Annotated in this window: 28 protein-coding genes and 1 pseudogene; 11 read left to right on the top strand and 18 right to left on the bottom strand. The window is 70.4% G+C overall.

Annotated features, from left to right (window positions below):
• Positions 1 to 117: 117 nt before the first annotated feature.
• Together IH68_RS0102035 and IH68_RS0102030 are read left to right on the top strand one after the other, a co-directional pair.
• On the top strand, positions 118 to 1,215 hold the full coding sequence (locus tag IH68_RS0102035; protein WP_030927294.1) for a sodium-dependent transporter: 1,098 nt from the start codon (positions 118 to 120) through the stop codon (positions 1,213 to 1,215).
• A gap of 48 nt (positions 1,216 to 1,263) precedes the next feature.
• The gene (locus IH68_RS0102030; RefSeq protein WP_030927292.1) at positions 1,264 to 1,722 is read left to right on the top strand and encodes a pyridoxamine 5'-phosphate oxidase family protein; all 459 of its coding nucleotides are present in this window, start codon (positions 1,264 to 1,266) and stop codon (positions 1,720 to 1,722) included.
• Positions 1,723 to 1,770: 48 nt separating this feature from the next.
• On the opposite strand, the gene IH68_RS0102025 is transcribed toward IH68_RS0102030, so the two are convergent.
• The 6 genes from IH68_RS0102025 to IH68_RS0102000 form a co-directional block, all read right to left on the bottom strand.
• Positions 1,771 to 2,676 carry an aldo/keto reductase gene (locus tag IH68_RS0102025; RefSeq protein ID WP_030927290.1) on the bottom strand — a complete coding sequence of 302 codons (906 nt, stop codon included), beginning with the start codon at positions 2,674 to 2,676 and terminating at the stop codon, positions 1,771 to 1,773.
• A gap of 223 nt (positions 2,677 to 2,899) precedes the next feature.
• Complete coding sequence (locus IH68_RS0102020; protein WP_030927288.1) at positions 2,900 to 3,565, bottom strand: SRPBCC family protein; 666 nt, start codon at positions 3,563 to 3,565, stop codon at positions 2,900 to 2,902.
• Entirely contained in the window at positions 3,546 to 3,923 is a 378-nt protein-coding gene (locus tag IH68_RS0102015; RefSeq protein WP_030927286.1) for an ArsR/SmtB family transcription factor, read from the bottom strand. Before IH68_RS0102015 ends, IH68_RS0102020 begins: the two co-directional genes overlap by 20 nt.
• Positions 3,924 to 4,024: 101 nt before the next feature.
• Positions 4,025 to 5,347 (bottom strand): aldehyde dehydrogenase family protein, encoded by a 1,323-nt coding sequence (locus IH68_RS0102010; protein WP_030927283.1) that lies wholly within the window; start codon positions 5,345 to 5,347, stop codon positions 4,025 to 4,027.
• 121 nt (positions 5,348 to 5,468) lie between these two features.
• Entirely contained in the window at positions 5,469 to 6,665 is a 1,197-nt protein-coding gene (locus IH68_RS0102005; RefSeq protein ID WP_030927281.1) for an RNA polymerase sigma factor, read from the bottom strand.
• A complete protein-coding gene (locus IH68_RS0102000; RefSeq protein WP_030927279.1) occupies positions 6,665 to 7,021 on the bottom strand; it encodes a YciI family protein in 357 nt (118 codons plus the stop codon). The genes IH68_RS0102005 and IH68_RS0102000 overlap by 1 nt, the downstream gene beginning before the upstream one ends.
• A gap of 98 nt (positions 7,022 to 7,119) precedes the next feature.
• Between IH68_RS0102000 and IH68_RS0101995 the strand changes: the two genes are divergently transcribed.
• Together IH68_RS0101995 and IH68_RS0101990 are read left to right on the top strand one after the other, a co-directional pair.
• A complete protein-coding gene (locus IH68_RS0101995) occupies positions 7,120 to 8,178 on the top strand; it encodes an acyl-CoA dehydrogenase family protein (RefSeq protein ID WP_030927276.1) in 1,059 nt (352 codons plus the stop codon).
• A complete protein-coding gene (locus tag IH68_RS0101990; protein ID WP_030927274.1) occupies positions 8,175 to 8,525 on the top strand; it encodes a nuclear transport factor 2 family protein in 351 nt (116 codons plus the stop codon). The genes IH68_RS0101995 and IH68_RS0101990 overlap by 4 nt, the downstream gene beginning before the upstream one ends.
• Here IH68_RS0101990 and IH68_RS0101985 read toward each other — a convergent pair.
• The 6 genes and pseudogenes from IH68_RS0101985 to IH68_RS59650 form a co-directional block, all read right to left on the bottom strand.
• Positions 8,522 to 9,667 carry an LLM class flavin-dependent oxidoreductase gene (locus tag IH68_RS0101985; RefSeq protein WP_030927272.1) on the bottom strand — a complete coding sequence of 382 codons (1,146 nt, stop codon included), beginning with the start codon at positions 9,665 to 9,667 and terminating at the stop codon, positions 8,522 to 8,524. The two genes, IH68_RS0101990 and IH68_RS0101985, sit on opposite strands and share 4 nt — an antisense overlap.
• A 25-nt stretch (positions 9,668 to 9,692) precedes the next feature.
• Entirely contained in the window at positions 9,693 to 10,877 is a 1,185-nt protein-coding gene (locus tag IH68_RS0101980; RefSeq protein WP_030927271.1) for an SfnB family sulfur acquisition oxidoreductase, read from the bottom strand.
• A gap of 5 nt (positions 10,878 to 10,882) precedes the next feature.
• Entirely contained in the window at positions 10,883 to 11,437 is a 555-nt protein-coding gene (ssuE, locus tag IH68_RS0101975; RefSeq protein ID WP_030927270.1) for an NADPH-dependent FMN reductase, read from the bottom strand.
• 161 nt (positions 11,438 to 11,598) lie between these two features.
• Positions 11,599 to 11,844, bottom strand: a pseudogene (locus tag IH68_RS0101970) (monooxygenase); the annotation flags it as partial.
• Between the two features lie 28 nt (positions 11,845 to 11,872).
• Positions 11,873 to 12,994, bottom strand: a complete 1,122-nt coding sequence (sfnG, locus tag IH68_RS0101965; protein WP_030927268.1) for a dimethylsulfone monooxygenase SfnG — start codon at positions 12,992 to 12,994, stop codon at positions 11,873 to 11,875.
• Between the two features lie 111 nt (positions 12,995 to 13,105).
• A complete protein-coding gene (locus IH68_RS59650) occupies positions 13,106 to 13,183 on the bottom strand; it encodes a putative leader peptide (protein WP_350786652.1) in 78 nt (25 codons plus the stop codon).
• 144 nt (positions 13,184 to 13,327) lie between these two features.
• Here IH68_RS59650 and IH68_RS0101960 point away from each other — a divergent pair, with 144 nt between their 5' ends.
• A complete protein-coding gene (locus IH68_RS0101960) occupies positions 13,328 to 14,245 on the top strand; it encodes a LysR family transcriptional regulator (protein ID WP_030927267.1) in 918 nt (305 codons plus the stop codon).
• Between the two features lie 12 nt (positions 14,246 to 14,257).
• Here the strand turns inward: IH68_RS0101960 and IH68_RS49485 are convergent, their stop codons facing one another.
• On the bottom strand, positions 14,258 to 14,449 hold the full coding sequence (locus IH68_RS49485; RefSeq protein ID WP_037884436.1) for a hypothetical protein: 192 nt from the start codon (positions 14,447 to 14,449) through the stop codon (positions 14,258 to 14,260).
• A 209-nt stretch (positions 14,450 to 14,658) separates the two neighbouring features.
• Between IH68_RS49485 and IH68_RS0101950 the strand changes: the two genes are divergently transcribed.
• Positions 14,659 to 15,102 carry an SPW repeat protein gene (locus IH68_RS0101950; protein ID WP_030927266.1) on the top strand — a complete coding sequence of 148 codons (444 nt, stop codon included), beginning with the start codon at positions 14,659 to 14,661 and terminating at the stop codon, positions 15,100 to 15,102.
• 75 nt (positions 15,103 to 15,177) lie between these two features.
• Here IH68_RS0101950 and IH68_RS0101945 read toward each other — a convergent pair whose 3' ends face one another.
• The gene (locus IH68_RS0101945) at positions 15,178 to 15,948 is read right to left on the bottom strand and encodes an ArsR/SmtB family transcription factor (RefSeq protein WP_030927265.1); all 771 of its coding nucleotides are present in this window, start codon (positions 15,946 to 15,948) and stop codon (positions 15,178 to 15,180) included.
• Between the two features lie 245 nt (positions 15,949 to 16,193).
• On the opposite strand from IH68_RS0101945, the gene IH68_RS56225 reads away from it, so the two are divergent.
• Both IH68_RS56225 and IH68_RS56220 read left to right on the top strand, forming a co-directional pair.
• A complete protein-coding gene (locus tag IH68_RS56225; RefSeq protein ID WP_030927264.1) occupies positions 16,194 to 16,433 on the top strand; it encodes a hypothetical protein in 240 nt (79 codons plus the stop codon).
• 50 nt (positions 16,434 to 16,483) lie between these two features.
• A complete protein-coding gene (locus IH68_RS56220) occupies positions 16,484 to 16,759 on the top strand; it encodes a hypothetical protein (RefSeq protein WP_030927263.1) in 276 nt (91 codons plus the stop codon).
• A 166-nt stretch (positions 16,760 to 16,925) separates the two neighbouring features.
• Here IH68_RS56220 and IH68_RS0101930 read toward each other — a convergent pair whose 3' ends face one another.
• Complete coding sequence (locus IH68_RS0101930) at positions 16,926 to 17,450, bottom strand: GNAT family N-acetyltransferase (RefSeq protein WP_030927261.1); 525 nt, start codon at positions 17,448 to 17,450, stop codon at positions 16,926 to 16,928.
• 131 nt (positions 17,451 to 17,581) lie between these two features.
• Positions 17,582 to 19,033, bottom strand: a complete 1,452-nt coding sequence (locus IH68_RS0101925; RefSeq protein WP_030927259.1) for an APC family permease — start codon at positions 19,031 to 19,033, stop codon at positions 17,582 to 17,584.
• Between the two features lie 156 nt (positions 19,034 to 19,189).
• Between IH68_RS0101925 and IH68_RS0101920 the strand changes: the two genes are divergently transcribed.
• Positions 19,190 to 20,374 (top strand): ROK family transcriptional regulator, encoded by a 1,185-nt coding sequence (locus IH68_RS0101920; protein ID WP_030927256.1) that lies wholly within the window; start codon positions 19,190 to 19,192, stop codon positions 20,372 to 20,374.
• A gap of 104 nt (positions 20,375 to 20,478) precedes the next feature.
• Entirely contained in the window at positions 20,479 to 23,181 is a 2,703-nt protein-coding gene (locus IH68_RS0101915) for a glycoside hydrolase family 2 protein (RefSeq protein ID WP_030927254.1), read from the top strand.
• 39 nt (positions 23,182 to 23,220) lie between these two features.
• Here the strand turns inward: IH68_RS0101915 and IH68_RS0101910 are convergent, their stop codons facing one another.
• On the bottom strand, positions 23,221 to 24,669 hold the full coding sequence (locus IH68_RS0101910) for a hypothetical protein (RefSeq protein ID WP_030927252.1): 1,449 nt from the start codon (positions 24,667 to 24,669) through the stop codon (positions 23,221 to 23,223).
• Between the two features lie 279 nt (positions 24,670 to 24,948).
• Between IH68_RS0101910 and IH68_RS0101905 the strand changes: the two genes are divergently transcribed.
• Positions 24,949 to 25,212 (top strand): GlsB/YeaQ/YmgE family stress response membrane protein, encoded by a 264-nt coding sequence (locus IH68_RS0101905; RefSeq protein WP_030927250.1) that lies wholly within the window; start codon positions 24,949 to 24,951, stop codon positions 25,210 to 25,212.
• A gap of 513 nt (positions 25,213 to 25,725) precedes the next feature.
• On the opposite strand, the gene IH68_RS0101900 is transcribed toward IH68_RS0101905, so the two are convergent.
• Complete coding sequence (locus tag IH68_RS0101900) at positions 25,726 to 26,646, bottom strand: NAD-dependent epimerase/dehydratase family protein (RefSeq protein ID WP_030927248.1); 921 nt, start codon at positions 26,644 to 26,646, stop codon at positions 25,726 to 25,728.
• Positions 26,647 to 26,672 lie beyond the last annotated feature (26 nt).

Genomic DNA, 26,672 nt, shown 5'->3' with positions numbered 1-26,672 from the left:
GGCAGCCCACCATGACCGCAGGGCCCCGCACACACACGCATGCGAGCACCCCGGTGGGCCGCTTCGCGATACCGGCGTTCCTTCTCCGCCCCAGCCCCACGACGGAAGAGCGCCGCCATGTGCCCCCGACCCGCGAAGACCACCGCCGACCACCCGCCGCGACCGCCCCGGCGACCTCGCACGTACGCCCTGCTCCGGCGCCGTCTCGGCGCGGCGATCGCCCTGGTCTACGCCGCCGCGGCACTGCTGCCCGCTCCCGGCCTGTGGCTGCGGCGCCCACACCCGATCGGCATCCCCGGTCTCGCTGAACTGTCCCTGAGGACACCTCAGTTACTCCTCGCGCTCGTGCTGTTCAGTGCCGGCCTCCAGGTGCCGCTGCGGGAGCTGAGGCTGCTGCTGCGGCGCCCCTCCGCTCTGGTCGCCGGACTCGTGCTGCACGTGGTGGCGCCGCTGTTGATCGTCCCGGGGGTCGCGTTCGTGCTGCGGCACTCCCCCGACCAGGACGGCGGCAGCGGCATGGTCGCCGCGATGATCCTTATCGTCGCGATGCCGGTGGCGGCCGGGGCGACGGTGTGGACCGCGAAGGGGGACGGCGACCAGCCGACGGCTGTCGGACTGGTCCTCGCCTCCACTCTGGTCAGCCCGCTGACGGTGCCGCTGACGCTGGCAGTGCTGTGCCCCCTGCTGCACGGCGACTACGCGGGCCGACTGGCCGACGCGGCGCAGACCGCCGGGCACGCGTTCGCGCTCAGCTCGGTCGTGCTGCCCTGCGGCGCGGGTCTGCTGTGCCGCCTGCTCCTGCCCCGGCGGGCGTCGGACGGGCTCGTCGACGCCGCAGTCGCCGTGGCTCTCCCGGCCTCGCTGCTGCTGACGTATGTGAACGCCAGTGGCGTGCTGGGGCCGTTCCTGCGCCATCCGCGTCCGGTGCTGCTGGCTGCCGCGCTGGCCGTCGCGGCGACGGTATGCGGGCTGTCCTTCGCGCTGGGCCGGGTCGCCGCCCATGCCCTGCGGCTGGATGCGAGAGCCGGCGCCTCCGTGACGCTGGCCTGCGGGATGAACAACAGCAGCGCCAGTGCCGTGCTCATCACCACGACGCTGCCGGACCGTCCGCACATCCTGCTCCCGGTGCTGGCGTACGGCCTGCTGCAGAAGGTGGCGGCGGGGCGGGTGGTGCGCGGCTTCGGTTCCAGGAGAGAAGGAGGCCTGCGGACTTAGGGCTGCGGCCCGAGGTGCGATCCGGGACGCGCCGGTAGCGTCCCGGGCATGAAGATCACCGAGCCGCCCCGCAGCCTCGATCAGCGCAAGCAGGACGTACTGGCCCGACTGACACGGGAGTTGGACATCTGGGTCGCCACCGCCGATCAGGGCGGGCTGCCGTGCCTGGTGGCGCTGTGGTTCGCCTGGGACGGGGAGTCGGTCTGGATGTCCACGCGGGTCACCAACCCCACGGGCCGCAATCTGCGCGACGGCGGGCGCACCCGGCTGGCGTTCGGGGACACACAGGACGTGGTGCTGGTCGACGGGGACGTTGAGGCATTCGGCGGGCAGGACGTGCCGGCCGCGGCGGCCGACGCGTTCGTGGCGAAGACGGGGTGGGATCCGCGCCAGGACAGCGCGTCGTACGCCTTCTTCCGGGTGCGGCCGCGCGGCGTGCAGGCCTGGCGAGGAGTACACGAGCTGCCCGGGCGGCATCTGATGCGGGACGGTGTGTGGGCTGTCTGAGACGACTCGGCACGGCGACGGAGGGGCCCCGGCAAGGGCCCCTCGACCTCAACCGGCCTTGCTGTGCAGGGCGTTGAGCCGCTCCAGCTCGTCGGCGGTGAGGCGGAGCGCTCCGGATGCCACGTTCTCGGCCAGGTGGTCGGGGTTGCCGGTACCGGGGATGGCCAGGACGTGCGGGCCCTGGTGCAGCGTCCAGGCGATGCGGACCTGGCTGGGGCTCGCGTCGTGGGCGCGGGCGACGGCGAGCACCTCCTCGTCGTACGTGGTGCTCGCACCCTTCGCCCCGCCGGAACCGGCGACGGCGAAGAACGGTACGAAGGCGATGCCCTGTTCGCGGCAGATCCGCACCAGTTCGTCGGTGACCGGAGCGCGGTGTCCCAGTCCGTAGCGGTTCTGCACGCTGACCACGGGCGCGATGGCCTGCGCCTCGGCCAGGTGCCGGGGTTCGACGTCGGAGACGCCGAGGTGCCGGATCAGGCCCGCCTCGCGCAGTTCGGCCAGCGCGCCGAAGTGCTCTGCGATGGAGTCCTGCTCCATGCGCCGCAGGTAGACCATGTCGAGATGGTCACGGCCGAGTTGCCGCAGGTTCTCTTCGACGTGGCCACGCAGCTGCTCGGGGCGGGCCGGGGTGCTCCAGTCGCCGTGATAGTCGCGGTACGGGCCGACCTTCGCGGCTATGACCATGTCGTCGGGGTACGGGGCCAGCGCGCTGTTGATGATCTCGTTGGCGGACCGCAGCTGGGAGAAGTAGAACGCGGCCGTGTCGATGTGGTTCACGCCGAGCTCAACCGCCTTGCGCAGCACGGCGATCGACCGCCCGCGGTCGCTCGGTGTTCCGAGGTGGAAGGCAGCGCTGCCCGTCAGCCGCATCGCACCGAAACCGATGCGGTTGACGGTCAGTGCGCCGAGTTTCCAGGAGCCCGCGGCGTCCGCGGTGATCATGTGGGAGGTCATCGGCGGAGTTTCGCACACGCTGGGCGCCCCGACGCAGAGACTTTGCGGATACGTGTACGAAGTAGAGGGCGCAGGTCAGCAGTAGAGGTTGTTGCCGGGTGTGACGCCGAGGACGGCGGTGATGCGTGGGCAGGCGCCGACGCGGCTTTGCCCTGGGCGGGATGCCTCCGCCCGGCGTGCGATACGCTCCGGGCGCCCTTGGACGGCGTCGGATTCCCAGCGCTCAGCTCGCGCCCCCTTCGCCGGGGTCGCCGCCCTCCCCCGCTCCCGTGTAGGCCGCCGTGGTCCGGTCCGCCGCCTCACGTGCCGTTTTCTCGTCCTCGCCGCCGGCGACGTTCGCCGCGTACCAGGCTTCGCTGCTCGACGTCATGAATCGGCGGCCCTCGTCCGAGCTCATCCAGCCCATGAACTCCTTCGGGTCGACGGCCACGCCACCGCTCCCCAGATGCAGGGTGAGCCCCCGGACCATCAGGTCCCATCCCACGCCGACCGCGCCCGGGCCGAACTCCGCCCACTTCGTGTCGTCGACGTGGGCGATGTGCTCCAGCTGGAAGCGCGTGCCGCCCTCCTCGGGGGTCAGGCGGAGCTCGATCCAGCTGACCTCGCCGCCGTACTCCCACGTCGCGGAGAAGCCCTTGGGCGGGTCGCAGCGCTCGATCACCCCGCCCGCATTGCCCTCGAGCTGATAGCGGCCTCCCAGCCGCAGCTCCCCCGTCACGGGCAGGAGCCAGCGGGGGATGCGCTCGGGGTTCGTGCAGGCGTCCCACACGTCGTCGAGCGGGGCATCGTAGGTCCGGGTCACGGTCACCACGCGTGCCTCGCCCGCCTTGAAGGTCCGCCGGCCGACCTGCCGGCGCACGTCGCTGATGTCATGGGTCACGTCGGTCATGGGTGCTCCTCGGGGTTTCGTCGGTATCCCGCAGCCGGCGCGCGCGTTTGCCGCGCGCCAGCTCGGTGGCCAGGGCGTCCAGATGCGGGGTCCAGAAGCGACGGAAGCGGTCGAGCCAGGCGTCTATGTCCTGCAGCGGCTCGGCATTGACCGCGTACAGCCGCCGGGTTCCTTCGGGGCGGACGGTCGCGAACCCGTTCTCCCGCAGCACCTTCAGATGCTGCGACACTCCGGGCTGCGAGATCCCGAACTCCTCCCCGATGACCTCGCAGAGCGCTCCCGAGGTCATCTCCCCACCGGCCAGCAGCTCCAGGATCCGTCGGCGCACCGGATCCCCGAGCACATCGAAGGCGTGCATGCGGCAACTATATCAGCTGTCACTTATATAAGCAGTGACCGATATTATGGCTCGCGAAACGCCCGGCCGCGTCGCACGGCCGGGCGTTGTTTTCGCCGGATTCAGCGCAGCGGCTTCTGCAGCACCGCCTTGCGGTGGCTGAACGTCTCGATCGAGTAGCGGCCGTGGTAGCTGCCCATGCCGCTCTCGCCCACACCGCCGAACGGCAGGTCCGAGACGGTGAGATGGGCCAGCGGCAGGCCGTGGCCGAGACCGCCGGAGGACGTCTCGGCGGCGATCCGGCCGCGGGTCCCCTCGGACTCGGAGAAGACGTAGAGGGCGAGGGGCTTGTCGCGGTCGTTGATGAAGTCGATCGCCGCGTCCAGGTCCGGCACGGTGACGATCGGCAGGATCGGCCCGAAGATCTCTTCCTGCATGACGGGCGACTTGGGGTCGACGTCGGCAAGGACGGTCGGGGCAATGAACTTCGTCGTACGGTCGCTGCTGCCGCCGACGACGGCGCGGCCCGAGTCGAGCAGGCCGGCGAGCCGGTCGAAGTGCCGTTCGTTGATGATCCGGCCGTATTCGGCGGAGGCCGACGGGTCGGCGCCGTACAGGGACTCGACGGCCCGCTGGAGCGCGGGTTCGAGGGCGGCGGCGGTGGCCGGGTCGGTCAGGACGTAGTCGGGGGCGACGCAGGTCTGCCCGGCGTTGAGGAACTTGCCGCGGGCCAGCCGGTCCGCGACGACGTCGAGGTCGGTGTCGCGGTCGACGAACGCCGGGGACTTGCCGCCGAGTTCGAGGGTGACCGGGGTGAGGTGCTCGGCGGCGGCACGCATGACGATGCGGCCGACGGCTCCGTTGCCGGTGTAGAAGATGTGGTCGAAGCGCTCGGCCAGCAGGGCCGTCGTCTCCGGGATGCCGCCCTCGACGACGGCGACCGCGTCGGTGTCGAGGTAGGCGGGCAGCAGGCGGGCGATCGCGGCGGAGGTGGCGGGGGCCAGTTCGCTGGGCTTGGCGACCACGGCGTTGCCCGCGGCGAGTGCGCCGACCAGCGGGGCGAGCAGGAGCTGGGCGGGGTAGTTCCAGGGGGCGATGACGAGGACGACGCCGAGCGGGTCGTACTGCGTCCAGGCGCTCGCGTCGGCGCCGAGGTGGGCCGGGACCGGGGCGGGTTCGGGGCGCAGCCAGTCGGCGAGGTGGTCGAGGGTGTGGTCTATCTCGCGGATCGTGAAGTCGATCTCGGTGCGGTGGGCCTCGGTGGAGCTCTTGCCCAGGTCGGCATGGAGGGCGGCGGCCAGGTCGGGGCCGTTGTCCGTGAGCAGTTCGCGCAGGCGTCGCAGCTGGGCCGTGCGCCACTCGACGGGCTTGGTGCGGCCGGTGCGGAAGGTGGCGCGCAGCCGGGCCACGACGTCGGCGGGCTGCTCGGGGGTGGAGTGGTTCACGATGCCTCGCTGCTGGAACGGTCAGGGTCAGGTGTATATGGCAACCTTTCATACACCAAAATAAATCCCGGCGCCGGAGGACTACTTTCCGCAGCGGACCCATCACGCGCTGACGAGCCCGTCACGTGCGGACGAGTTCCTGCCGCCGCCGTTCCAGATAGGCACGTTCCGCCTCGCTCTCCGAGTGTGCGATGGCCGCCTCGTACGCCCGGACCGCCTCGGTGTCGCGCCCCAGGCGGCGTAGCAGGTCGGCGCGGACGGCATGGAAGACGTGGTAGCCGTCGAGGTCCAGCGCTTCGACGGCTTCCAGGGCTCGGCGGGGTCCTTCGGTCTCGGCCACGGCGACCGCCCGGTTCAGGGCCACGACGGGGCTCGGCGCGAGGGCCAGAAGCTGGTCGTACAGCTGCCGGATCTGGCCCCAGTCGGTGGCGTCGGCGGTGGGTGCGTCGCTGTGGACGGCCTGGATGGCGGCCTGGATCTGGTACGGGCCTGGCTGGTTGCGGCGCAGGCAGCGGCGGACCAGTGACTGCCCCTCGGCGATCAGCTCCGGGTCCCAGCGGCTGCGGTCCTGCTCCGGCAGCGGTACCAGCGCACCGCGCTCGTCCAGTCGTGCGGGCCGTCGGGAGTCGACGAGGAGCATCAGCGCGAGCAGGCCGGTCACCTCGGGCTCGTCCGGCATCAGCTCGGACAGGAGGCGGCCGAGGCGTACGGCCTCCGCGCACAGGTCGGGGCTGCCGCCGTAGCCCTCGTTGAAGATCAGGTAGACGACCGCCAGGACGCCCTTCAGCCGGTCCGGGAGGTCCGCGTCGCGGGGCACACGGTAGGGGATGCGGGCGTCGCGGATCTTCGCCTTGGCGCGGACGAGGCGCTGGGCCATCGTCGGCTCGGGCACCAGGAAGGCGCGCGCGATCTGAGGCGTGGTGAGTCCGCCGAGCAGGCGGAGGGTCAGGGCGACCTGCGCCTGGGGGGCGAGCGCCGGGTGGCAGCAGGTGAAGATCAGGCGGAGTCGGTCGTCGCGCACGGGGCCCTCCTCGGCCGGTGCGTCGGGGGTGTGCAACAGGGCCGCCTCGGCGTGGCGGGCCTCGCGGGAGGACTCGCGGCGCAGCCGGTCGATCGCGCGATTGCGCGCGGTGGTGATGATCCAGCCGGCCGGGCTCGGCGGCACGCCGGTCTCCGGCCAACGCTGCACGGCCGTCGTGAAGGCGTCCTGCGCCGCTTCCTCGGCGAGGTCGATGTCGCCGAGGAAGCGGACGAGGACGGCGACGGCGCGGCCGTACTCCGCGCGGAAGACGGCCTCGACGTCGACGGGAGGGGACATCACTCCTCGGCCTGGTGCATGAACGGGCGCACCTCGATGGGCAGGGTGGTCGCCCGGGTGGCCTTCCTGCCCCATTCCAGGGCCGCGTCCAGGTCGGGGGCCTTGATCAGGCAGATGCCTCCCAGGTACTCCTTGCCCTCGGCGTACGGCCCGTCGGTGATCAGGACGTCGCCGTCGCGGGGCCGCAGCACGGTGGCCGTCTCGGGGCCGTGCAGTCCGCCGGCGAAGACCCAGGCGCCGGCCTCGCGCAGTTCCGCGTGGAAGGTGTCGAGGTTGCGGACGATCTGAGCCATGGCCTCGGGCCCGGGCGGCGTTCCGTCGGTCGGCGTGATCACGCTGAGCAGGTAGTACTGCATGAGGTCCTCCTTGGCATCGTGTCGTTCTCTCACCTCCTACACGAACGGCACACCCCCGGATCGACACCGCGCACGACGACATCGGGAGAATCTTCTGCATGACCGCCGCACCGCACCCCCTCGTCTCCACCGCCCGCGCCCTCGCCGATGACCTCCTCGCCCCGAACGCGGCGCGTGTCGACCAGGAGGGGGTGCCCGCGAGCCACATCGAGGCGGTACGGCGGTCGGGGCTGCTGGGTGTGAGCGCGCCCCGGGAGTACGGCGGGGCGGGCGCACCCGACCGGGTGGCGCGGGAGGTGCAGGAGATCCTGGCGGGGGCGTGCTGCTCGACGTGGTTCGTGCAGACCCAGCACCACACGCCGGTGCGCCTGCTGGCGAGGTCCGAACTCCCCGTGCGGGAGCGGCTGTTGGGTCCGCTCGCCTCCGGTGAGCTGCTGGCCGGGATCGCCTACGCCCACGTCCGTGCTTTCCCCCACGTCCCCGTGCGGGCCGCGGCGGAGCGGGACGGCTGGCGGTTCGACGGCACCGTCCCCTGGTACACCGGCTGGGGCCTGAACGACGTGATGCTGCTCGCGGGCGTGACCGATTCTGACGAGACCGTGTTCGCGTTCGCCGACGCCCGCGAGCAGCCGGGGCTGCGTGCCTCGGCACCGATGCAGCTGGCGGCGCTCACCGCCGCCCGTACGGTCTCGCTGGAGCTGGACGGCCTGTGGCTGCCCGGGGAGAGCATGGTCCTGCGCACCCCGCGGGAGAAGTTCGCCCTCGTCGACCTGCCCCGGAGCACGAACCCGTCTCCGGCCGTGTTCGGGGTGGCGTACGCCGCGCTGCGCGTGCTGGAGGACGCCGGCGAGACGGAGACCGCCCAGGGGCTGCGCGGCCGCCTCGACGAGGTGCGGCAGCGGGCGTACGAACTGGCCGATCACCCGGTCCCGCACGAGCGCGTCGCGGAACGGCTGGCGCTCAAGACGCAGTCCTACGACCTCATGCGTGCGGCCACGACCGCGGCGGTCGTGGCCGGGGGCGGCCGGACCATGGACGTACGGCATCCTGCCCAGCGGCTGGCCCGCGAGGGGATGTTCCTGCTGGTGCAGGGGCAGACGTCGGTGGTGCGGCGGGCGCACCTCGACGCACTCACGGAGATCCAGGAAGCCTCATGATGAGGAGTCCGGCCGATGTCGTCGAAGCGGCGTTCCGGTACTACTGGTCGCAGGACCGCGAGGCGGCCCTCGCGCTCTACGCCGAGGACTTCTCCTTCACCAGTCCGCAGGACGACCACATCGACAAGGCGGCCTTCCTCGAGCGGTGCTTCCCGACCGCGGACCGGTTCGTGGAGCATCGGCTGCCGCATGTCGTCCCCGCCGGCGAGGAGCTCGTACTCGTCCATTACGAGTACGAGCTCACGACCGGCGACCGGCACCGCAATGTCGAGGCGATCACCGTCCGGGACGGACTCATCCGGGAAGTGCAGGTCTTCTTCGGCGGCCGCGTGGGCGCCAGGGGCTAGCTCGCGAACGGCACCTGCGCCGACGGCGCCGCCTCGTTGGCGAACGGATGCCGCCACAGCCCCTGCGCAGCCAGACGCGGCAGCACTCCCTCGCCGAACCAGTAGGCCTCCTCCAGGTGGGGGTAGCCGGAGAGCACGAACTCGTCGATGCCGAGGGCGTGGTACTCCTTGATCCGTTCGGCGACCTCGTCGTGGCTGCCGACCAGGGCGGTGCCCGCGCCGCCTCGGACCAGGCCGATGCCGGCCCACAGGTTGGGGTGGATCTCCAGGCCGTCGCGGTTGCCGCCGCCGTGCAGGGCCAGCATCCGCTGCTGTCCCTCGGACTCGCTGCGGGCGAGGCCCGCCTGGACGGACTGCACGGTCTGCGGGTCGAACCCGTCGAGGAGCCGGTTCGCCTCCGCCCACGCCTGCTCGGAGGTGTCGCGGGTGATGACGTGCAGCCGGATTCCGAAGCGCAGGGTGCGGCCCTGCCTGGCGGCGAGCCCCCGGATCCAGGCGATCTTCTCGGCGACCCGGGCGGGCGGCTCGCCCCAGGTGAGGTAGGTGTCGACGTACTTGGCGGCGACCTCTCCGGCGACGGGCGAGGACCCGCCGAAGTACACCTCGGGAACCGGGTCGGGCACGCGGGCGAGCTTCGCGTCCGCGACCTGGAGGTGCTCGCCGTGCAGGTCGACGCTCTTGCCCTCCCACAACCCCCGTACGATTTCCAGGAATTCGCCGGTACGGCGGTAGCGGGCGTCCTTGTCCAGGAAGTCGCCGTAGGCCCGCTGCTCGTGGCTCTCGCCGCCCGTGACGACATTGAGGAGCAGCCGGCCGCCGCTCTGCCGCTGGAAGGTGGACGCCATCTGCGCGGCCAGCGTCGGGGAGACGAAGCCGGGGCGGAAGGCGACCAGGAACTTCAGGCGTTCGGTGTGCTGGCTGACCATGGCGGTGGTCAGCCACGCGTCCTCGCACCAGGCGCCGGTCGGGGTGAGGGCGCCCACGAAGCCCAGGTCCTCGGCGGCACGGGCGATCTGGCTCAGGTAGGCCACCGTCGGCGGCCGGTCCCGGCCGGAGGCGGTGGCGGGGGTGCCGTGGCCGCCGCCCACGACGTGCCGGCTGTCGCCGTTGGTGGGCAGGAACCAGTGGAAGGTGAGGGACACGTGGGGTCTCCGATCAGTGGTGTCGCTAGAGGAGGCCGTGGCGGGGCGGCCGGGTGCCGTTCAGCACGTACCGGCCGATGTGCTGGATCTTCCAGCGGGCCGGGTCGTGCAGGGTGTGGGTGCGAGCGTCGCGCCAATGCCGGTGCAGGTTCAGGGAGTTGAGGGCTGCACGGGTGCCGGACACCTCGAACAGGGCGCTCGCCACCTCGACCGCCGTCTGCGCGGCCTGCACCTTTGCCGCGGCGACCGCGATGGATGCCTCGGCCGCAGTGTCGTCGGTGAGTTCGGTGCGCGCCGCTTCGACCGCGCGGGCGGCCTCGCGGAGGAGGGCCTCGGACGCCCGTACCTGGAGGGCGAGTTCGCCGAACCGCTGGATGAGCAGCGGGTCCTCGGCGGCGGTTTCGACACCGCTCTCGAACCAGGGGCGGCTCTTGCTGCGCACGAACTCGGCGGCTTCAGCGAGGGCTCCCCCGGCGATCCCCGCGTCGATGGCCGCGTGCAGCAACTGGGCCACGGCGCCGTGCAGTTGCGGCCCCTGGAAGGTGAGGTGGTGCGGGAGTACGCGGTCGGCGGGCACCTCGACATCCTCCAGGCGCACGGTTCCACTGGCGGTCGTTCGCTGCCCCATGCCGTCCCAGTCGTCGATCACCGTCAGGCCGGGGGCCTCCCGGGGCACAAAGGCGACGTGCAGGTTGTCGTCCTCGGCGCGGGCCAGCACCGGGATCCAGTCGGCGAAGAGGGCCCCGGTGGAGTAGTGCTTGACGCCGGTGAGGACGTAGGAGCCGTCCGGCTGCGGTGCCAGGCGGGTGCGTATGTCCTGGACGTGCTTGGTGCCCGCCTCGGACTGGGCGTTGCCGAAGCGGCGGCCTGCGAGCAGCTCGGCGTAGAAGAACTTCCGCTGCTCCTCGGTGCCCTGACGGTGGATCACATTGACGTAGGCGAAGTGGCTCTGCGGGATCTGGGCGAGGCTGCCGTCGGCCGAGGCGAGCAGCCGGAAGATCTCGGCGAGGGTGAGCGTGGTGACGTCCGCGCCGCCGTGCTCGGCGGGGACGGTGACGGCGAGCAGTCCGGAGGCGGACAGCTTGTCCAACTCCTCGCGCGGGAGCCTCCGTTCGGCGTCCCGGGCGGAGGCGCCGACGCGGAACTCCTCGGCCAGGGCGGCCGCGACGTCGAGGGCCTCCGCGTCGTCGGCGATGACATGGGCGGACACGGCGCTCAGCTCGCCGCGGCCAGGAGCCGAGTGCGGCCCAGGGCCGTGGAGAACTGGTCGACGACCTGGGAGAGGGCCTCGGTGGCGGCCGGCGCGACGGTGAGCGAGCCGTCCTCGTGCACGGTGATGTCCTTGTCGAGGGTGAACCAGCCCTGCACGATGTGGCCGGCGCCCATGGAGGACAGGACCGGGCGCAGGGCGTAGTCGATGGCCAGGACGTGGGCGGTGGAGCCGCCGGTGGCCAGCGGCAGCACGGTCTTGCCGGTCAGGGCGTACTGCGGGAGCAGGTCGAGGAGCGCCTTGAGGACGCCGGAGTACGACGCCTTGTAGACGGGGGTGCCGACGACGACGCCATCGGCCTGCGCGAACAGTTCGGTGGCCTCGACGATGGCGGGGTGCTTGAAGTCGGCGCCGAGCAGGGCCTCGGCAGGGATGGTGCGGACGTCGAGCGGGAGCACTTCGTGCCCTTGTGCGATCAGCCGCTGGTCCAGATGACGCAGCAGACGGTTGGTGCGGGAGGAGGCGGAGGGGCTGCCGGAGACGGACAGGACGGTGGCCATGGGTCCTCTTTCGGGGATGCACGAGGATGCGCTGGGATGCGCTGGGATGCGTCCTCTTGCGAGGAGGCGGGGCGCCCGCGCGCGGCGGACGCCGCCTGGGAAGCGGTCAGGAGTACCAGATGGGTTCGGGCAGTTCACCCTTGAGGACCCAGCGGCCCACCTCGCGCCGCGCGGTAGGCGGTGGGCCAGTCCTGGCCCGCGCCGCCGCGCTCGGTGGGGCCGGGCAGGGTGACGAGGCCGGCGCCCTTCAGGAGCTGGACCTCGGCGTACGGGGTGGCTCCGGCGCGGTCGCGCTCTGCGGTGTCGGTGGCGAGGACGGCGGCGACCTCGGCGGCGCGGGAGATCCAGTCCCGGGCGGTCCGCGGGGCGGGGAGGGTGGTCCGGTCGGTGGGCGTGGCGGTGCTCATGCTGATGACCTCTTTCGCGGTGGGGCGCTCAGACGTGAACGGGGACGGACTCGGGCTCCGCGTCCGGAAGTTGGGCCTCCAGTTCACGCACGAGCGGCAGCACCCGCCTGCCGAAGTACTCGACCTCCTCGTGGTAGTGCAGGAAGCCGAGGAGCAGCAGGTCCACGCCGAGTTTCCGGTAGGCGACGATGCGCTCCGCGATCTGCTCCGGGGTGCCGATGAGCCCCGTACGGAAGCCGTCGTTGTACTGGACCAGGTCCTCGAAGGAGGAGTCCTGCCACATGCCCTTCTTGTCGGCGGTGGACTGTCCCGCCTGCTGCACCGCGGCGCCGAAGCCCTCGACGGCCTCGGTGTCCGCCTTGGCGACGATCTCGCGCAGCGTGTCACGTGCCTCGGCCTCCGTGTCACGGGCGATGAGGAAGCCGTTGAGGCCGAACTTCGGTGCCCTGCGGCCGGCTTCGGCAGCCGACTTCCGTACGTCGTGGATCTGCTCGGTGACCCCGTCGAAGTCCTTGCCGTTGGAGAAGTACCAGTCGGAGACCCGGCCCGCCATTGCGCGGGCCGCGGTGGAGTTGCCGCCCTGGAAGATCTCCGGGTGCGGCCGCTCGGCGGTGTTGAGAGGCTTGGGCTTGAGGGAGAAGTCACGCAACCGGTAGAAGTCGCCGGAGAGTTCGGTGTGGTCCTCGGTCCAGATCTGGCGCAGGGCGCGGATGAACTCCTCGGAGCGGCGGTAGCGCTCGTCGTGCTCCAGCCACGGCTCACCGAGGGCGGTGAACTCGCCCTTGAACCAGCCCGATACGACGTTGACGGCGAAGCGGCCGTTCGAGAGATGGTCGGCGGTGGCGCCGAGCTTGGCGAGGACGCCGGGGTGCCACAGGCCCGGATGGACGGCCGCGATGACCTTCAGTCGCTGGGTGGCGAGGAGCAGGGCGAGGGTGAAGCTGGTCGACTCGTGCTGGTACTCGGCGCCGTAGCTGGCCATGTAGCGGACCTGGCTGAGCGCGTAGTCGAAGCCGTTGTTCTCGGCGAGGACGGCGAGTTCGCGGTTGTACTCGTATCCCCAGTCGGTGCGCTGCTCGATCTTGCTGGTGACGAGTCCCCCGCTGACGTTGGGGACCCAGTAGGCGAATTTCACGGGCGCGGCAGGCATGCGTGACTCCTGTTGCGGAATGTTTCCGGGCACGCCGAATTCAAGAGTGCGGGGCACGGCGAATTCAGGCGGAGAAAGGGAAAAGGGGCGGCGGATCCGGGGAGAGGTTGATCAGGCCGCGGCGCAACAGGAGGCGCTGGAGACGCGCGCGAGGTCGACATGGCGTCGCCGCGTGAGGTCCAGTCGCATCTTCATGCTGTAGATCGTGACAGTCGGCGCCGCGGGCCGTCAAGGAAAACCCGACCGGTCTCGCATCCCGGACCATTGAATTTCACGAACGTGTGACAGGGAAACCCTTGAACGCACCGTGAAATGGGCTGCATTGTGCTGGGCGTGCGGACGGAACAACTGGAATACATCGCGGCCGTGACCCGGCTCGGTTCACTGCGCCGGGCCGCGGAGGAACTGCGCCTTTCCCAGCCCGCGTTGAGCGAGACGGTGCGCAACCTGGAACGCGAACTGGGAGTCGACCTGCTGGAGCGCAAGCGGTCCGGGGCAACGATGAGCGCGGAGGGCCGGGAACTGCTGCCGCACATCATCGATGTGCTGGACGCGGTGGACCGGCTGCGCAGCGCTGCCGGAGAGCAGCACCGGATCAGCCGTATGGTCAGGGTGGGCACGGTGAACGCCGCCACGGTCCCGCTGCTCATCCCGGCCGTGCAGGCGTTCCGCACGGCCCATCCGATGACGCAGGTGGAGGTGGTGGGCGCGCAGCAGTCCGAGATCCACCGGGCTCTGCTGGAGGGCGGTTTCGACCTCGGTCTGGTGAACCACCTGGACAGCGACGATCTGCCCGCCGACTTCGAGAGCACCGAGCTGCTGCGCGGACGCCCGGTGTTGTGTCTGCGCCCGGACAGTGCGCTCGCCGCGTTGTCCGCCGTCACGGTCGACGATGTCCTGAATGGCCCGGAGCCGGTGATCGCGATGCGCTCCGGCTATGTCATGCACCGTTACGCGCACCGGCTGCTCCGGGGCCGCTCCCCCGACTTCTCCTTCTCCACCGACGGCGCCGAAATGGGCAAGCTGATGGTGGCCGAGGGACTGGGCGCCACCCTCCTGCCCGATTTCAGTGTCATCGGCGACCCACTGGAGCGACGGGGCTCGATCACCTACCGTCCGATCTCCGACGACTCCACCGAGGTTCTCCTGATGCTGCAGCGCCGCCGCGCCGTTTCGGCGCCCCGGGCGGCCCAGGACCTCTACGAAGTGTTCGTGCACAGGGCGCGCGAGTTGGGCGGCTCCCTGACATGACCGCGGGCCGGGTCAGTCCTCGTCGGCCGGCACCACCACGAGAAACGCGTCCGACTTGAGATCCATGATCACCGTCGCGGGCCGCCCCTCGGCGCGGCACCTCGCCGCGTACTCCTCCGCCGGCCACGATCCGCGCGGAGCTCCCGCAGGAAACCGCTCCAACACCTTCGCGCCCATAGCGGCAGCCACCTCCAGTTGCGACATGCGGTTACAACCCCTCTACGGTCCGCATGCCCGCGATCTGCGCAGACATGTGCGGGAGCCGGAAGCGTGCCCCACAGGCACCCTCCCGCCTCAGGCAACCCGCCGACCACTACACATAAAGATGAAATAAGCGCAGAATGGACCTACGCGGCGCTTACCCGCATACCGCACCAGACGCGGTCAGGCCTGCGAGTCAAAGGAGACGAGTCATGGCCAACGTCTCGCCCACCAGCAGGGGGGACATCACCACCCACCCTGATGTTTCCGAAATGCGGGATCGCTATGCCCGCATGCTTGGCGGTCGCGATGTGACGCTCTTGGACGGACCGGTGTTCCTGCTCGGTCTGTACTGCGCCGTATCCCCGTGGATACTCCACTACACGACGAGCCAGCCCCCGCTGGTGACGCACAACCTTGTCGTCGGCATCGCGATCGGCCTGCTGGCCCTCGGATTCACCAGGGCCCCCGAGCGCATGTACGGCCTCAGCTGGGCGTTCTGCGCGGTGGGCATCTGGATGATCATCGCGCCGTGGGTCGTAGGCACCAGCCCGGACACCGGTGTCGCCCTCAACAACATCATCATCGGCGCGCTCGCCGTGATCCTGGGGCTGATGTGCGCCGGTACTGCGGCGAGGAGCGCCCCCAGGCCGTAGGAACGGACCAGGAAAGGTCGGCATTGCGGCCGGTCCGCGACCTGCGCGGACCGGCCGTCCTGTTCCCGTGGCCGCTCAGTGGCCGGGCACCGACCAGGGCTGCTGCGGCAGCGGACTGCCGGTCTCCAGGAGCGACTTGAGGTTCGACAGCACGGCCGGCCAGCCGCGGGAGACGTCGGACAGCGCACCTTCGTCCCAGAGGTCCTCGTGGGTGACGGTGAGGCGGACGATGTCCTCGTGCGGCGTGATGTCGAAGGTCACCCGGGAGTACTTGTCCTCCTGCCCCTCGTTCTGGGGGTCGACCCAGGTGGTGACCAGGCGGGTGGGGGGTTCGCTCTCCACGACGGTGCCGACGGCGTCGGCGATGCCGGAGCCGTCCGTGCGGACGTGTTCCCAGCGTGAGCCCTGCCGCCAGTCCGATTCGTTGCGGTGGCCCCAGTAGGCGGCGGTCAGGTCCGCGTCGGTGAGTGCCTCCCAGACCTTCTCGGGCGTGCTGTGGATGTAGGTGACGTAGACGTAAGTGGGCTTGTCGGTCATGGTGGCTTCCTCGGCTCGTCGTTTCACGTCGCTCAGCACGCTCAGGCGCGGGCGCTCGAACTTGTCGATCCACCGCTCCTGGATCTCGTGGAGCGGGACCGGGTTGAGGTAGTGCAGCTTTTCCCTCCCTCGCCGCACCGTGCCGACCAGGTTGGCGTCCTCCAGGACGCCCAGATGCTGGGTCACCGACTGGCGCGTCATCGCGATGCGCTCGCACAGTTCGCCCAGCGTCTGACCGTTCTGCTCGTGCAGCCGGTCCAGCAGCCGCCTGCGGGTCTCGTCGGCCAGCGCCTTGAAGACCTTGTCCATCCCGGAGTCACTCTCTGATCGCACACTCAACGTTATGCAGGCAATTACCTGCATGTCAAGGAGGACGCGGCGGGACCGCACTTCTTGCGCCCCGCCGCACTCTGCGTACCGCCCTGGTCGCCGCCGGCGCCACGGCCGCCCTGGGCGCCTCGGCCACCGGCGCCTTCGCCCACTCGGCGCCCGCGGCCAAGGCCGCCGCGTCGGCCACGCACCCGAGCGGCCGCTGCAAGACCGAGCGGGTCTATGTGAGGACGCTGGAGCTCGCCGACAAGGTCTCCCGGGCGAAGGTGTTCAAGACCGGCAAGCACCGCTACGAGGCCGAGATCTGGGGCAAGGGCCTCAAGTACGGCACCATGGCCGCCAAGGGCAGGACCGCGCACGCCGAACACAACGGCCTGCACATGGCCCTCCACCGGGACGGCACGATCACCTCCTGGGTCGAGCGCGCCAAGCCGCCCCCAAGCCGATCGTCAAGCGCAGCCTGATCGCCTCTGCGCCGCTCTCGGACGTCACGTCGACGGCGAAGATCTACAAGGTGACGGCCAGCCACCACGAGGCCGACATCTACGCGGACGGCACCAAGTTCGACACCCTCGTCGCCGACGGACTCGCGGCCTACGGCGAGCTCAACGGCCTGCACGTGGTTCTGCGTCCGGACGGCCGGCTGTCGTCGTGGGTCGACCGGGCCCTGGCCCCGCAGCCCGACGACACGGACCGGCCGGCCCCCACCGCTCCGGCCACTCCCGCCACGCCGGACGCCACCACGCCGGCCCCGTCCAACACGCCGAGCGCCGCGGCCGACGCCGGCTGACGCGGACCGTGTGCTGGAAAGCACCACCGAGCCGCTCTCCCGCGCGCGGGTTCACCGGGCGAAGGCTCAACTCAGCACGGGGACATGACCGGTTCGCGGCGCCGGCGAGCAGCCCGCGCCCCGTGATCTCCCGGCTCCGCTCACTGGTTCCGACGCGACGCATCACTCACGGCATCGCCGTGCCAACGGATTCCCGGTGCCCGGCACGGAACGAGATCCACGCGTCCGGCGGGAGGTCTGGCCGGTCGGGTACCGGCCGGGTCTCCTCACACCAGGCGTCCGGGGCGAGTTCGGCGGCGACACGGCGCCAGAAGCGGACCGCGGGCTCGTTGTCGTACTGGAAGGCGACCTCCCAGGCGCCGGGGTGCCTGAGCACGACCTCGCGCACCGCCCTGATGCCGATGCCCTCGCGGCGCGCCCCGCGCACCACGAAGAAGCTGTTCAGCACGCGTGTCGGCCCGTTGAGACCCCGGACGAACGCGAATCCGACGGGCCGTTCCTCGCGGAGGAACAGATACGGCAGCCAACCGGCCTCCGTGAAGGCCGAGTCGACGCGCTCGCTGCGGAACGTCCCGTCAGGGTGGGGCAATACGCCCATGAAGCCCGAGAGATCGTGACGGAACATCAGCCACAGGCGCTCCACTGCGGGGCGGTCTTCGGCGGTCGCGAGGCGGACGGACAGGTCTGACACGGGGGCTCCTCTGCAATTGAGCGGTCGGCTTCCGGGCATGAGAAAAGCCTCCCCGGCGGACAGATGTCCGGCCGGAGAGGCTTCACGGATGCCGAAACTCTAGCGCAAGTACGGCAGTTGAGGCGGCCCTTTCAGGCTCCTGCGGGCTCCGTGGCCGCTGCCGGGTCCAGGTACTCCTCGGCAATCTCCTTCGGGCCGAACGGCCACACCTTCTCGAAGCGCGCCCAGAGCACGTACGCGATGCAGCCCAGAGCCAGCCAGGCCAACGACCACTCGATGGGATGGCGGCCCGGCGAGTTCTTGTCCGCGTAACCGTAGATCACACACCAGCCGGCGAACGCGACGATGCTCGGCACCGGGTAGAGCCACATGCGGTACGGCCGGTGCAGGGCCGGCTGGCGCCTGCGCAGCACTGTCAGAGCGACGATCTGGGCCAGCGCCTGGACGATCACCATCACCGTCGTCAGCAGCTGGATCAGTGTCGCCAGGTCCGTATGGCGGCCGATCAGGAAGCCCACGGCCGTGATCACGCCCATGGTCGCCAGGCCCAGCATCGGGAAGCGGTGCTTGGGATGGAGCTTGGCGTAGGGGCGGAAGAAGACACGTTCGCGGGCCGCGTCGTACGGCACTCGCGAGCCGCCCAGCAGGCCGGTGAAGACCGAGGCGAAGGCGGTTATCAGGATGAGGACGGTGACCGTGTCCGCCGCGCCCTTGCCCCAGGTCTTCTCCAGCACCGCCGAGGCCACCGATGTGGACGCGATGTCGTCCGGGTTGGTCATGCGGTGCCAGTCGATCACGCCGAGGGTGCCGATCTGCAGCAGCAGGTAGATCGCCATGATGCCGAGGATCGAGAAGATGATCGAGCGCGGCAGGGTGCGCCCGGGATCCTTGATCTCGGCGCCCATGTAGGCCGTGGTGTTGTAGCCGAGGTAGTCGTAGATGCCGATGGTCAGGCCGCCGGCGAAGCCGAGCCAGAAGTGGTTGCTGCCCAGGTCGAAGGCGTGCGCCGGGTAGGTGAAGGCGAGGTGCGTGCTGAAGTCCGTGGCGGCGGCCAGGATGACCAGCACCACCGAGGTGATCATGACGGCCCACATCACGGCGGTGATCCGGGCGATGTGCTCGATGCCCCGCCACAGCAGGATCACCACCAGGGCGATGACGCCGAGGCCGATCAGGTCGCCGGAGGTCTGTCCCAGGCCGGGGGCGAGATACCCGAGGTACTGGACGAAGCCCACCACGCCGGTCGACATGATCAGCGGGATGAACAGCATCGCCGTCCAGACGAACAGGAACGGCATGAGCCGGCCCGTGCGGTACTGGAAGGCCTGGCGCAGATAGACGTAACTGCCGCCGGACCCGGGCATCGCCGCGCCCAGCTCGGCCCACACCAGCCCGTCGGCGAGCGCGAGCAGCGCCCCGGCGATGAAGCCGATCACAGCCTGCGGGCCGCCGAACGCGGCGACCATGAGCGGGATCGTGACGAACGGCCCGATGCCGCACATCTGGCTCATGTTGATGGCGGTGGCCTGGAACAGGCCGACGCGACGGACGAAACCACCGGTGGGTGGCGGACTACCGGACATGAGGACTCCTGAAGCACCGGGCGCTGGGCTGTCCATGGCTGACCTTGGCCGGCTTCGACTCGCCCGGCGAGGCTGTTGGCCGATAAAGTTAAGGAGCCTTACTTGATGCGTCAAGAGGCCCATCGAACGGCCCCGCGGATACGTGAGAATGGTGCGATGCCCGCCAGTGACGCCGTAGACCAGCAGGAACAGCCCTGGAACCGCCGGCGGCTGCGCAGCACCAACGAGCGGTTGCTGCTCGACCGGCTGCGCAGCGGCGGCGCCGCCTCGCGCGCCCAACTGGCCCGGGAGACCGGCCTGTCCAAGCCGACCGTCTCCAGCGCGCTCGCCGCACTGGAGACGGCCGGGCTGGTCCACGAGGTCGGCACCCTCGCGCCGGAGCGCGGCCGCACGGCGGTCCTGTACGCGCCGGACCCGGCAGCGGGTTACGCCCTCGGCATCGACGTCGGCCGCAGCTGGCTGCGGGTCGCCGTCGCCGACCTGGACGGCACGGTCGTCGCCCGCTCCGACGTCCGCAACCGGGCCCGCAGCTCCGGCGCGATGGCGGACCTGGTGGTGGCGACGGCCCGCCAGGTGGTCGGCGGCTCGGGCGTGGCCGCTCAGGAGGTGGTGCATGCGGTGGTGGGTACGCCGGGCGTGTACGACGAGCAGCAGCGCCGGGTGCGCTATGCGATGCACCTGCCGGGCTGGGGGCGCGCCGGGCTCTTCGACCGGATGCGCGAGGAGCTCGGCGTTCCGCTGGAGGTGCACAACGACGCCAATCTGGCGGCGCTGGGCGAATACACCTACGGCGTCGGCGCGGGCAGCCGGCTGTTCGCGTACATCCTGATCGGCACCGGTCTCGGGATGGGCGTGGTCAGCGAGGGGCGGCTGTTCACGGGGGCGCACGGGCTGGCCGGGGAGATCGGGTTCCTGCCCTGGCCGGGACAGCAGAAGCCGGAGCGGCTGGAGGACGCGGTGTCGGGGGTGGCCGTGGTCGAGGCGGCGCGCCGGTTCGGCATGAACGGGCAGCTCACCGCGAAGGCCGTGTTCGACGCGGCCCGGCAGGGAAACGACGCCGCGGTCAAGGCGGTTCAGCTGGAGGGCGAGCGGATCGCGCACACGGTGGCGGCGGCTGCGGCCGTGCTCGACCCGGATCTCGTGGTCCTGGGCGGCGGGGTGGGCCACAGCGTGGACCTGCTGCTGCGCCCGGTGCGCGAGCACCTCCGCTCGCTCACCCCGCTGCGGCCCAAGGTCGTGCCCAGCCGACTCGGCGAGGACGCGGTGCTGCTGGGCGCGGTGGCCACGGCGCTCGGGACCGCTCGGGACGTGGTGTTCGAGCGCCGGTCGGCCGGGCCGTGACGAACTCGGGTACGGGCCATGGTGATTGACAGGGCCGACTCGGCACCCCTAGCGTGACCGCAGTTAGTAAAGTTTCCTAACTTTACGAAGGGGCTGGAGACTCCGTGAACAGACACCGTCTCGCCACGGCCGCCGTAGTCCTGGGTCTGTTGGGTTCCCTGACGACCAGCGCCTGGGCCGGGCCCCATGCCCATAGGGCCGCCCCACCGGACCGGGGCACCCGCGTCTCCTCCGCGCCGGGCAGTTCGACCGCGTTGGCGGGCTACACGATCCAGTCGACGGCCAAGGTCTCCGACCCTCCGGCCGAGATCTCCTCTCCCGGCTACCCGACGGCCGGCTGGTACCCGACAGGTTCACGTTCCACCGTCCTGGCAGCCCTGCTTGCGAACGGCGTGTACGCGGACCCGTTCCACTCGACGAACCAGCAGAAGATCCCCAAGGCCGACTTCCAGGTCCCCTGGTGGTACCGCTCGGACTTCACGGTCGCCGACACCTCCGAGCGCACCTACCTCGACTTCAGCGGCGTGATCTCGGCAGCCGACGTCTACGTCAACGGCGACCGGGTCGCCACGGCGAAGGACGTCACCGGCGCGTACACCCACCATGAGCTGGACGTCACCTCACTAGTCCACGCGGGCTCGAACACGGTCGCCTTCCGCATCCAGCCCAACGACCCGGACAAGAACCTGACCATGGGCTGGATCGACTGGCTCCAGCCGCCGCCCGACGAGAACATGGGCATCGTCCGCGACGTCCTCGTCCGTCGCGGCGGCCCGATCGCCCTGCGCGATGCGCACGTGGTCACCAGGCTGGACGTGCCCTCGCTCGCCTCGGCCGACCTGACGGTGAAGGCGCAGGCCCGCAACGACTCCGGTGCGCCGGCGACCACCACGGTCTCCGGCAGCATCGGCACGACGACCTTCGAGAAGACCCTCACGCTGGCCGCACACGAGACGAGGACCGTCAGCTTCGCCCCGTCCGACGTCCCCGGCCTCCACCTGACCTCGCCGAAGGTGTGGTGGCCGGCCGGCATGGGCGGACAACCCCTGTACGAGCTGAAGCTCACCGCGTCCGTCTCCGGCACCGTCTCGGACACCGCGCAGCAGACCTTCGGCATCCGCGACGTGCAGGCACCCCTGAACTCCGACGGTGCCCGCCAGTACCGCTTCAACGGCCGCAGGTTGCTGGTCAAGGGCGGCGGCTGGTCGCCCGACGAGTTCCTGCGCTGGGACCGGACGTACGTCGAGGACCGGCTGAAGTACGCCCTCGACCTCGGTCTGAACACCATCCGCCTCGAAGGCCACCTGGAACCGGACGAGTTCTTCGACCTCGCCGACCGCTACGGCATCCTCACGCTGCCCGGCTGGGAGTGCTGCGACAAGTGGGAGGGCCAGGTCAACGGCGGCGAGTCCGGCGACAAGTGGACCGCCGCGGACTATCCGGTCGCCAAGGCGTCGATGGCCGCCGAGGCCGCCCGGCTGCGCGACCACCCCAGCGTGATCTCCTTCCTCATCGGCAGCGACTTCGCACCCGACGCCACGATCGAGAAGAACTACCTCGACGCCCTCGAGGCCGCCGACTGGCCGGTCCCGGTGGTCGCCGCCGCCTCCGCCAACTCCTCACCGCAGCTGGGCAGTTCGGGCATGAAGATGACCGGCCCCTACGACTGGATCCCGCCGGACTACTGGTACGCCAAACGTGAGGGCGGCGCCACCGGCTTCAACTCCGAGACCAGCGCGGGCCCCGACATCCCCACGCTCGACACCCTGCGCCGCATGATGAGCCCGGCCGAACTCGACACCCTGTGGAAGAACCCGAACGCCAAGCAGTACCACCGCTCCCCGTCGTCGACCTTCGGCACCCTCAAGCTCTACGACGACGCCCTCACCGGCCGCTACGGCGCCCCGGCGAGCCTGGCCGACTACGTTCGCAAGGCGCAGCTCGCCCAGTACGAGAACGTCCGCGCCCAGTTCGAGGCGTACGAGCGCAACGCCACCGACTCGTCGAAGCCGTCGACCGGTGTCGTGTACTGGATGTTCAACAGCGGCTGGACCTCGCTGCACTGGCAGCTGATGGACCGTTACCTCGACCAGGGCGGCGCCTACTTCGGGGCCAGGAAGGCGAACGAGCCGCTGCACGTCCAGTACTCCTACGACGACCGCTCGGTGGTCGTCGTCGACAACCGGCACTCGGCCGCCTCCGGGCTCACCGTCCGGGCCACGCTGTTCAACCCCGACGGCACGCAGAAGTACGACAGGACCGTCACCGGGGTGAAGGTGAGCGGGGACGGCGCGCACAGCACCGCACTCACCCTGCCGGCGTCGTTGACCGGGCTGGCGAGCACGTATCTGGTGCGTCTGACGCTGAGCGACTCCTCCGGCAAGGAGGTCAGCCGGAACGTGTACTGGCTGTCCACCAGGCCCGACACCCTCGACTGGTCCCACACCGACTGGTACTACACGCCGACGACGAGCTACGCCGACCTCAAGGGCCTGAGTGCCATGGCGCAGGTGCCGGTGTCGGCGACGGCGTCGACGGATGCGTCGGGCGAGACGGCGACGACGACCGTGACCGTGCGCAACACCGGCAGTGGGAAGACACCGGCGCTGTTCACCGACGTCCATCTCGTGGACGCGCAGGGCAAACCGGTGCTGCCCGTCGAGTGGTCGGACAACGAGGTCGGGCTCTGGCCGGGCGAGACGGTCACGTTGACCGCCACCTACCGGACGGCGGATCTGCACGGGTCGGTGCCGCGGGTGCGGGTCTCCGGGTGGAACACGCCGGAGCGGACGGTCCCGGCCGCATGACCGTGCGGGGCCCGGCGCGGGAGCCGGGCCCCACGGGCGTCAGCTGACGTTGAGCGCCGTGTCGTCGATGACGAAGGACGTCTGCAGCGTGGAGCCCTCGGTGCCGGTGAACTTGAGGGTGACGGTCTGGCCCGCGTAGCTCGCCAGACTGAAGCTGCGCTGGGTGTAGCCGCTGGCGGCGTTCAGGTTCGAATACGTCGCCAGAGTGCCCAGCACGGTCCCCGAGCTGTTGAGCACCTGGACCTTGAGCGTGTCGTACGCCGTGCTGGTACTGGTCTCCGCCGTGTCGACGTGCAGATAGAAACTGAGCGCGGCGGTGGTGCAGCCGGACGGGATGGTCACCGACTGGGACAGCGTGTCGGTGGTGGCGGTGCCGTAGCCGTCCAGCCAGGCGTAGTACGAGCCCGTACGGGCCGACTCGCTGCTGGAGTTGGTGATGACGCCGCTGGAGGCGCTCCAGGTGGTGTTGCCCGACTCGAAGCCGTTGTTGCCGAGGAGCTGGGCGGCGGTGCAGGTCCCGGAGCCGCCACCGCCGCCCCCGCTGCTGCTGCCGTCCCCGGCGAGCCAGGCGGTGGCGTTGAGGGCGAGGGCTGCGTTGGTGGCGCTGGTGTCGTTCCAGCCGTCGTAGAGGGTGTTGCCCGACTGGCCGGTGCCGTCGTCGATCGGCGAGCTGTCGCCCCAGAAGGCGACCCGTCCGCTGCCGAAGGTGCTGGTGAGGAAGAAGGCGCCGGTGTCGCCGGAGTAACCCGTGCGGTAGAGCAGGCCCTTGACGGCGGAGTTGTCGGAGGGCTTGAGGGTGGCGGTGGTGCCGTTGGCGATGAGGCTCTTGGTGACGGTGCCGAACGAGCCGTGCAGTACGGGGTTGGTGCTGTCGCTGATGGCGGACGGGTGGTCGGAGCTGATGTTCAGCGAGTCGATGGAGAAGCCGAACGGGTCGGTCGAGTCGACGCTGTTGTTGGTCATCAGGTCGTTGAGGATCTCGACCGCGTCCTCACCGTCGTTGTTGCGGTCCGCTCCGGTGTGGTCGGAGATCATGAACAGTCCGCCGCCGTTCTTGACGAAGGTCATGATCGCCGTCTTCTCGGCGGTGGTGAAGAGGGTGTTGGGCTCCGGCAGGACGAGGGTGTCGAAGTTCGAAAGGTCGGTGGAGGACGAGCCACCGTAGGTGAGGGCGCTGGTGGCGGTCTTGAGGCTGTAGCTGCCGGTCTTCTGCAGGGCCACGCCCCAGGAGGACAGTGCGCCCGTCCAGTCGGTCTCGGAGGACGGGGACGAGTCCTCGCCCAGCGGGTCGGGCTTGCTGGTGGAGATGATCCAGTCGGCGTTGCCGGCCTCCTCGGCGTGGCCGTCGTCGAACAGGATGCGGTGCGTGGTGGCCGCGTGGGCGGGCGTGGCCACGACGGTGACCTGGGCGGCGGCCGCCGCGGTGAGCAGGCCGAACGCGGCAAGCGCGGTGGTGAGTCTTCGGCGGGATCTGGTGAGTCCGAGCATCCGGCGTACCTCCGTGTGGGGTTGGGGAAGAGCGGGCGGTGCGGGGCCGGACCTACGCGCGTAGACACAGGGAATCTGCGCGCGTAGACATTGGGCCGCACGACTGGCGGGCGGCCGATCGGTTGAACCGTACATGGCAGAAGTGGAGCTGAACAGAAGTCGCCGGGCCCATCGGACGGAGATTGACCCGGCGTTGACCCGTGGTTGAAGCGGAACGGACTGTCCCTCGCGGCAGGGGGCATCCGGATAGTGCGGGGGCCTTGACAAAGAGGGGTGGAGATGGAGATCTCAGGCATCATCAGTGCCATCGTGATCGGCATCGTCATCGGTGTGCTCGGCCGGCTGGTCGTCCCGGGGCGACAGCACATCGGCATCGTGCTGACGATCCTCGTCGGCATCGTGGCCGCGTTGATCGGATCGGCGATCGCCAATGCCTTCGACGTGGCCGACACCAAGGGCATCGACTGGATCGAGTGGCTCATCCAGATCGGCCTCGCCGCGCTCGGCGTCGCCGCCCTGGACCGGTCGAGGGCACGCCGCTGACCCGACAACCACGGTGACGCACCGACCGTTTCGAGCCCGGGCGGGGGCGCTGCGCGCCTAGGCCCTCTCGTTTGGATCAGCGCGGCGTCGCGGGGTCTGGCACGCACTCCCCCACTGCCTTAAGGGCGTGGGAGACCCCCATGACCCGCTCAGGGCGGCGGCAACGCACCGATTCCTACAGCCGACCTGATCCAAACGACAGGGGGCCCGGCTGCGGTCGGTGCTGCTCGGCGGCGCGCGGAAGGCAGCCGAATTGCGCGTTCCGCATCCTCTCCCGGCCAATTAGCGTCGTGTCGGGCAGCGGGAGGGCCCGGAGTCAGGCCCGTCGACGCGGCTCCCCTCGGCAATCGGCGGGCCTGCCGCCTCGACCGAGCACCCTCAGCGGGAGAGTCGGGCACGTCGGGAGGCTGTCCCCGGGGCGGCTGATTCCTCTCACGAGGTTTCCAGCCGGAGTGGCCCGTGAGACGGGGCCGTTCGGCCCTGCACAAGGGTCCGAACGGCCCCGGTTGGAATTCACCGGCGGGCCGCCAGCGCGGCGAGTCCTTCGCGGCTGGACGGGTAGCGGGGCGTCCAGCCGAGTTCCTGCTCCGCCTTCGCCGACGACACGCGCATGCTGGTCAGGAACATCGTGTGCGCGTACGACATCGGCTTCGTGAACCACCGCGGCACCGTCATCGGCCTGGGCAGTCCGAACTGCTCGGCCACGCACAGGACATGGGCCCGGAAACCGAGCGGGGTGCGGTCCGCGATGTTGTACGCCTGGCCGGCTCGGCCGCGTTCGACAGCGGCGACCACCGCGCGTGCCGCGTCGGTGAGTTCGATCCACGGCAGGACCCGGCCGTGGTCGTCGGGGGCGGGCAGCTGCCGCTTGCGCAGCATGGGCAGGATGGCGTCGGTGCCGCCGGGGCCGTAGAACAGGCCGAAGCGCAGCGAGATGCCCGCCAACCCGGCTGCCTCGAAGGTGAGTTGCTCCTTGATGCGCATACCCTCGACGTGCCGTTCCAGTTCCGCCGTGGTGCCACGCGGGCCGAACGGGTCGTCCTCGGTGATCACGTGCTCGCCGAAGTCCCCGTAGCCGTAGCCGAAGACCATCGACTCGCTCACGAAGCGGTCGGCGCCGGTGGCCTGCGCCGCCTCCACGAGGTGGGCGGTGCCGGCGATGCGCAGCGCGTCGGTGGCATGCATGTCGCGGTGGCGCATGGGCGCCTTGCGCAGGGCTGTCGCGGCGTGGATGACGGTGTCGAAGTGCTGTCCGTCCACGGCGCGCAGCAGCGCGTCGCGATCCATGAGGTCGGCCCGGACGCCGTTCGCCGGCCCCCGGCCGAGGCCGGTGACCTTGTGGCCGGCCTCGGTCAGGGCGCGGGTGACGTGACCGCCGAGGATGCCGCTGGCTCCGGCGAGGAGGATGTTCTGCTTCTTCTGGTTCGTCGTCATGACCGTGCGACGGATCGGGCGGCCGC

The sequence above is a fragment of the Streptomyces sp. NRRL S-646 genome (genome assembly GCF_000720765.1).
Lineage (GTDB): Bacteria > Actinomycetota > Actinomycetes > Streptomycetales > Streptomycetaceae > Streptomyces.
The sequence above is the reverse complement of the archived record's forward strand: the minus strand, read 5'-3'. Positions and strand labels throughout refer to the sequence as shown.

Excerpts from the sequence above, each read along its gene's own strand:
- IH68_RS0102035 (WP_030927294.1), top strand. The coding sequence starts at position 118 with ATGTGCCCCCGACCCGCGAAGACCACCGCCGACCACCCGCCGCGACCG.
- IH68_RS0102030 (WP_030927292.1), top strand. The coding sequence starts at position 1,264 with ATGAAGATCACCGAGCCGCCCCGCAGCCTCGATCAGCGCAAGCAGGAC.
- IH68_RS0102025 (WP_030927290.1), bottom strand. The coding sequence starts at position 2,676 with ATGACCTCCCACATGATCACCGCGGACGCCGCGGGCTCCTGGAAACTC.
- IH68_RS0102020 (WP_030927288.1), bottom strand. The coding sequence starts at position 3,565 with ATGACCGACGTGACCCATGACATCAGCGACGTGCGCCGGCAGGTCGGC.
- IH68_RS0102015 (WP_030927286.1), bottom strand. The coding sequence starts at position 3,923 with ATGCACGCCTTCGATGTGCTCGGGGATCCGGTGCGCCGACGGATCCTG.
- IH68_RS0102005 (WP_030927281.1), bottom strand. The coding sequence starts at position 6,665 with ATGTCCCCTCCCGTCGACGTCGAGGCCGTCTTCCGCGCGGAGTACGGC.
- IH68_RS0102000 (WP_030927279.1), bottom strand. The coding sequence starts at position 7,021 with ATGCAGTACTACCTGCTCAGCGTGATCACGCCGACCGACGGAACGCCG.
- IH68_RS0101995 (WP_030927276.1), top strand. The coding sequence starts at position 7,120 with ATGACCGCCGCACCGCACCCCCTCGTCTCCACCGCCCGCGCCCTCGCC.
- IH68_RS0101990 (WP_030927274.1), top strand. The coding sequence starts at position 8,175 with ATGATGAGGAGTCCGGCCGATGTCGTCGAAGCGGCGTTCCGGTACTAC.
- ssuE (WP_030927270.1), bottom strand. The coding sequence starts at position 11,437 with ATGGCCACCGTCCTGTCCGTCTCCGGCAGCCCCTCCGCCTCCTCCCGC.
- sfnG (WP_030927268.1), bottom strand. The coding sequence starts at position 12,994 with ATGCCTGCCGCGCCCGTGAAATTCGCCTACTGGGTCCCCAACGTCAGC.
- IH68_RS59650 (WP_350786652.1), bottom strand. The coding sequence starts at position 13,183 with ATGCGACTGGACCTCACGCGGCGACGCCATGTCGACCTCGCGCGCGTC.
- IH68_RS49485 (WP_037884436.1), bottom strand. The coding sequence starts at position 14,449 with ATGTCGCAACTGGAGGTGGCTGCCGCTATGGGCGCGAAGGTGTTGGAG.
- IH68_RS0101950 (WP_030927266.1), top strand. The coding sequence starts at position 14,659 with ATGGCCAACGTCTCGCCCACCAGCAGGGGGGACATCACCACCCACCCT.
- IH68_RS0101945 (WP_030927265.1), bottom strand. The coding sequence starts at position 15,948 with ATGGACAAGGTCTTCAAGGCGCTGGCCGACGAGACCCGCAGGCGGCTG.
- IH68_RS0101925 (WP_030927259.1), bottom strand. The coding sequence starts at position 19,033 with ATGTCCGGTAGTCCGCCACCCACCGGTGGTTTCGTCCGTCGCGTCGGC.
- IH68_RS0101920 (WP_030927256.1), top strand. The coding sequence starts at position 19,190 with ATGCCCGCCAGTGACGCCGTAGACCAGCAGGAACAGCCCTGGAACCGC.
- IH68_RS0101910 (WP_030927252.1), bottom strand. The coding sequence starts at position 24,669 with ATGCTCGGACTCACCAGATCCCGCCGAAGACTCACCACCGCGCTTGCC.
- IH68_RS0101905 (WP_030927250.1), top strand. The coding sequence starts at position 24,949 with ATGGAGATCTCAGGCATCATCAGTGCCATCGTGATCGGCATCGTCATC.
- IH68_RS0101900 (WP_030927248.1), bottom strand. The coding sequence starts at position 26,646 with ATGACGACGAACCAGAAGAAGCAGAACATCCTCCTCGCCGGAGCCAGC.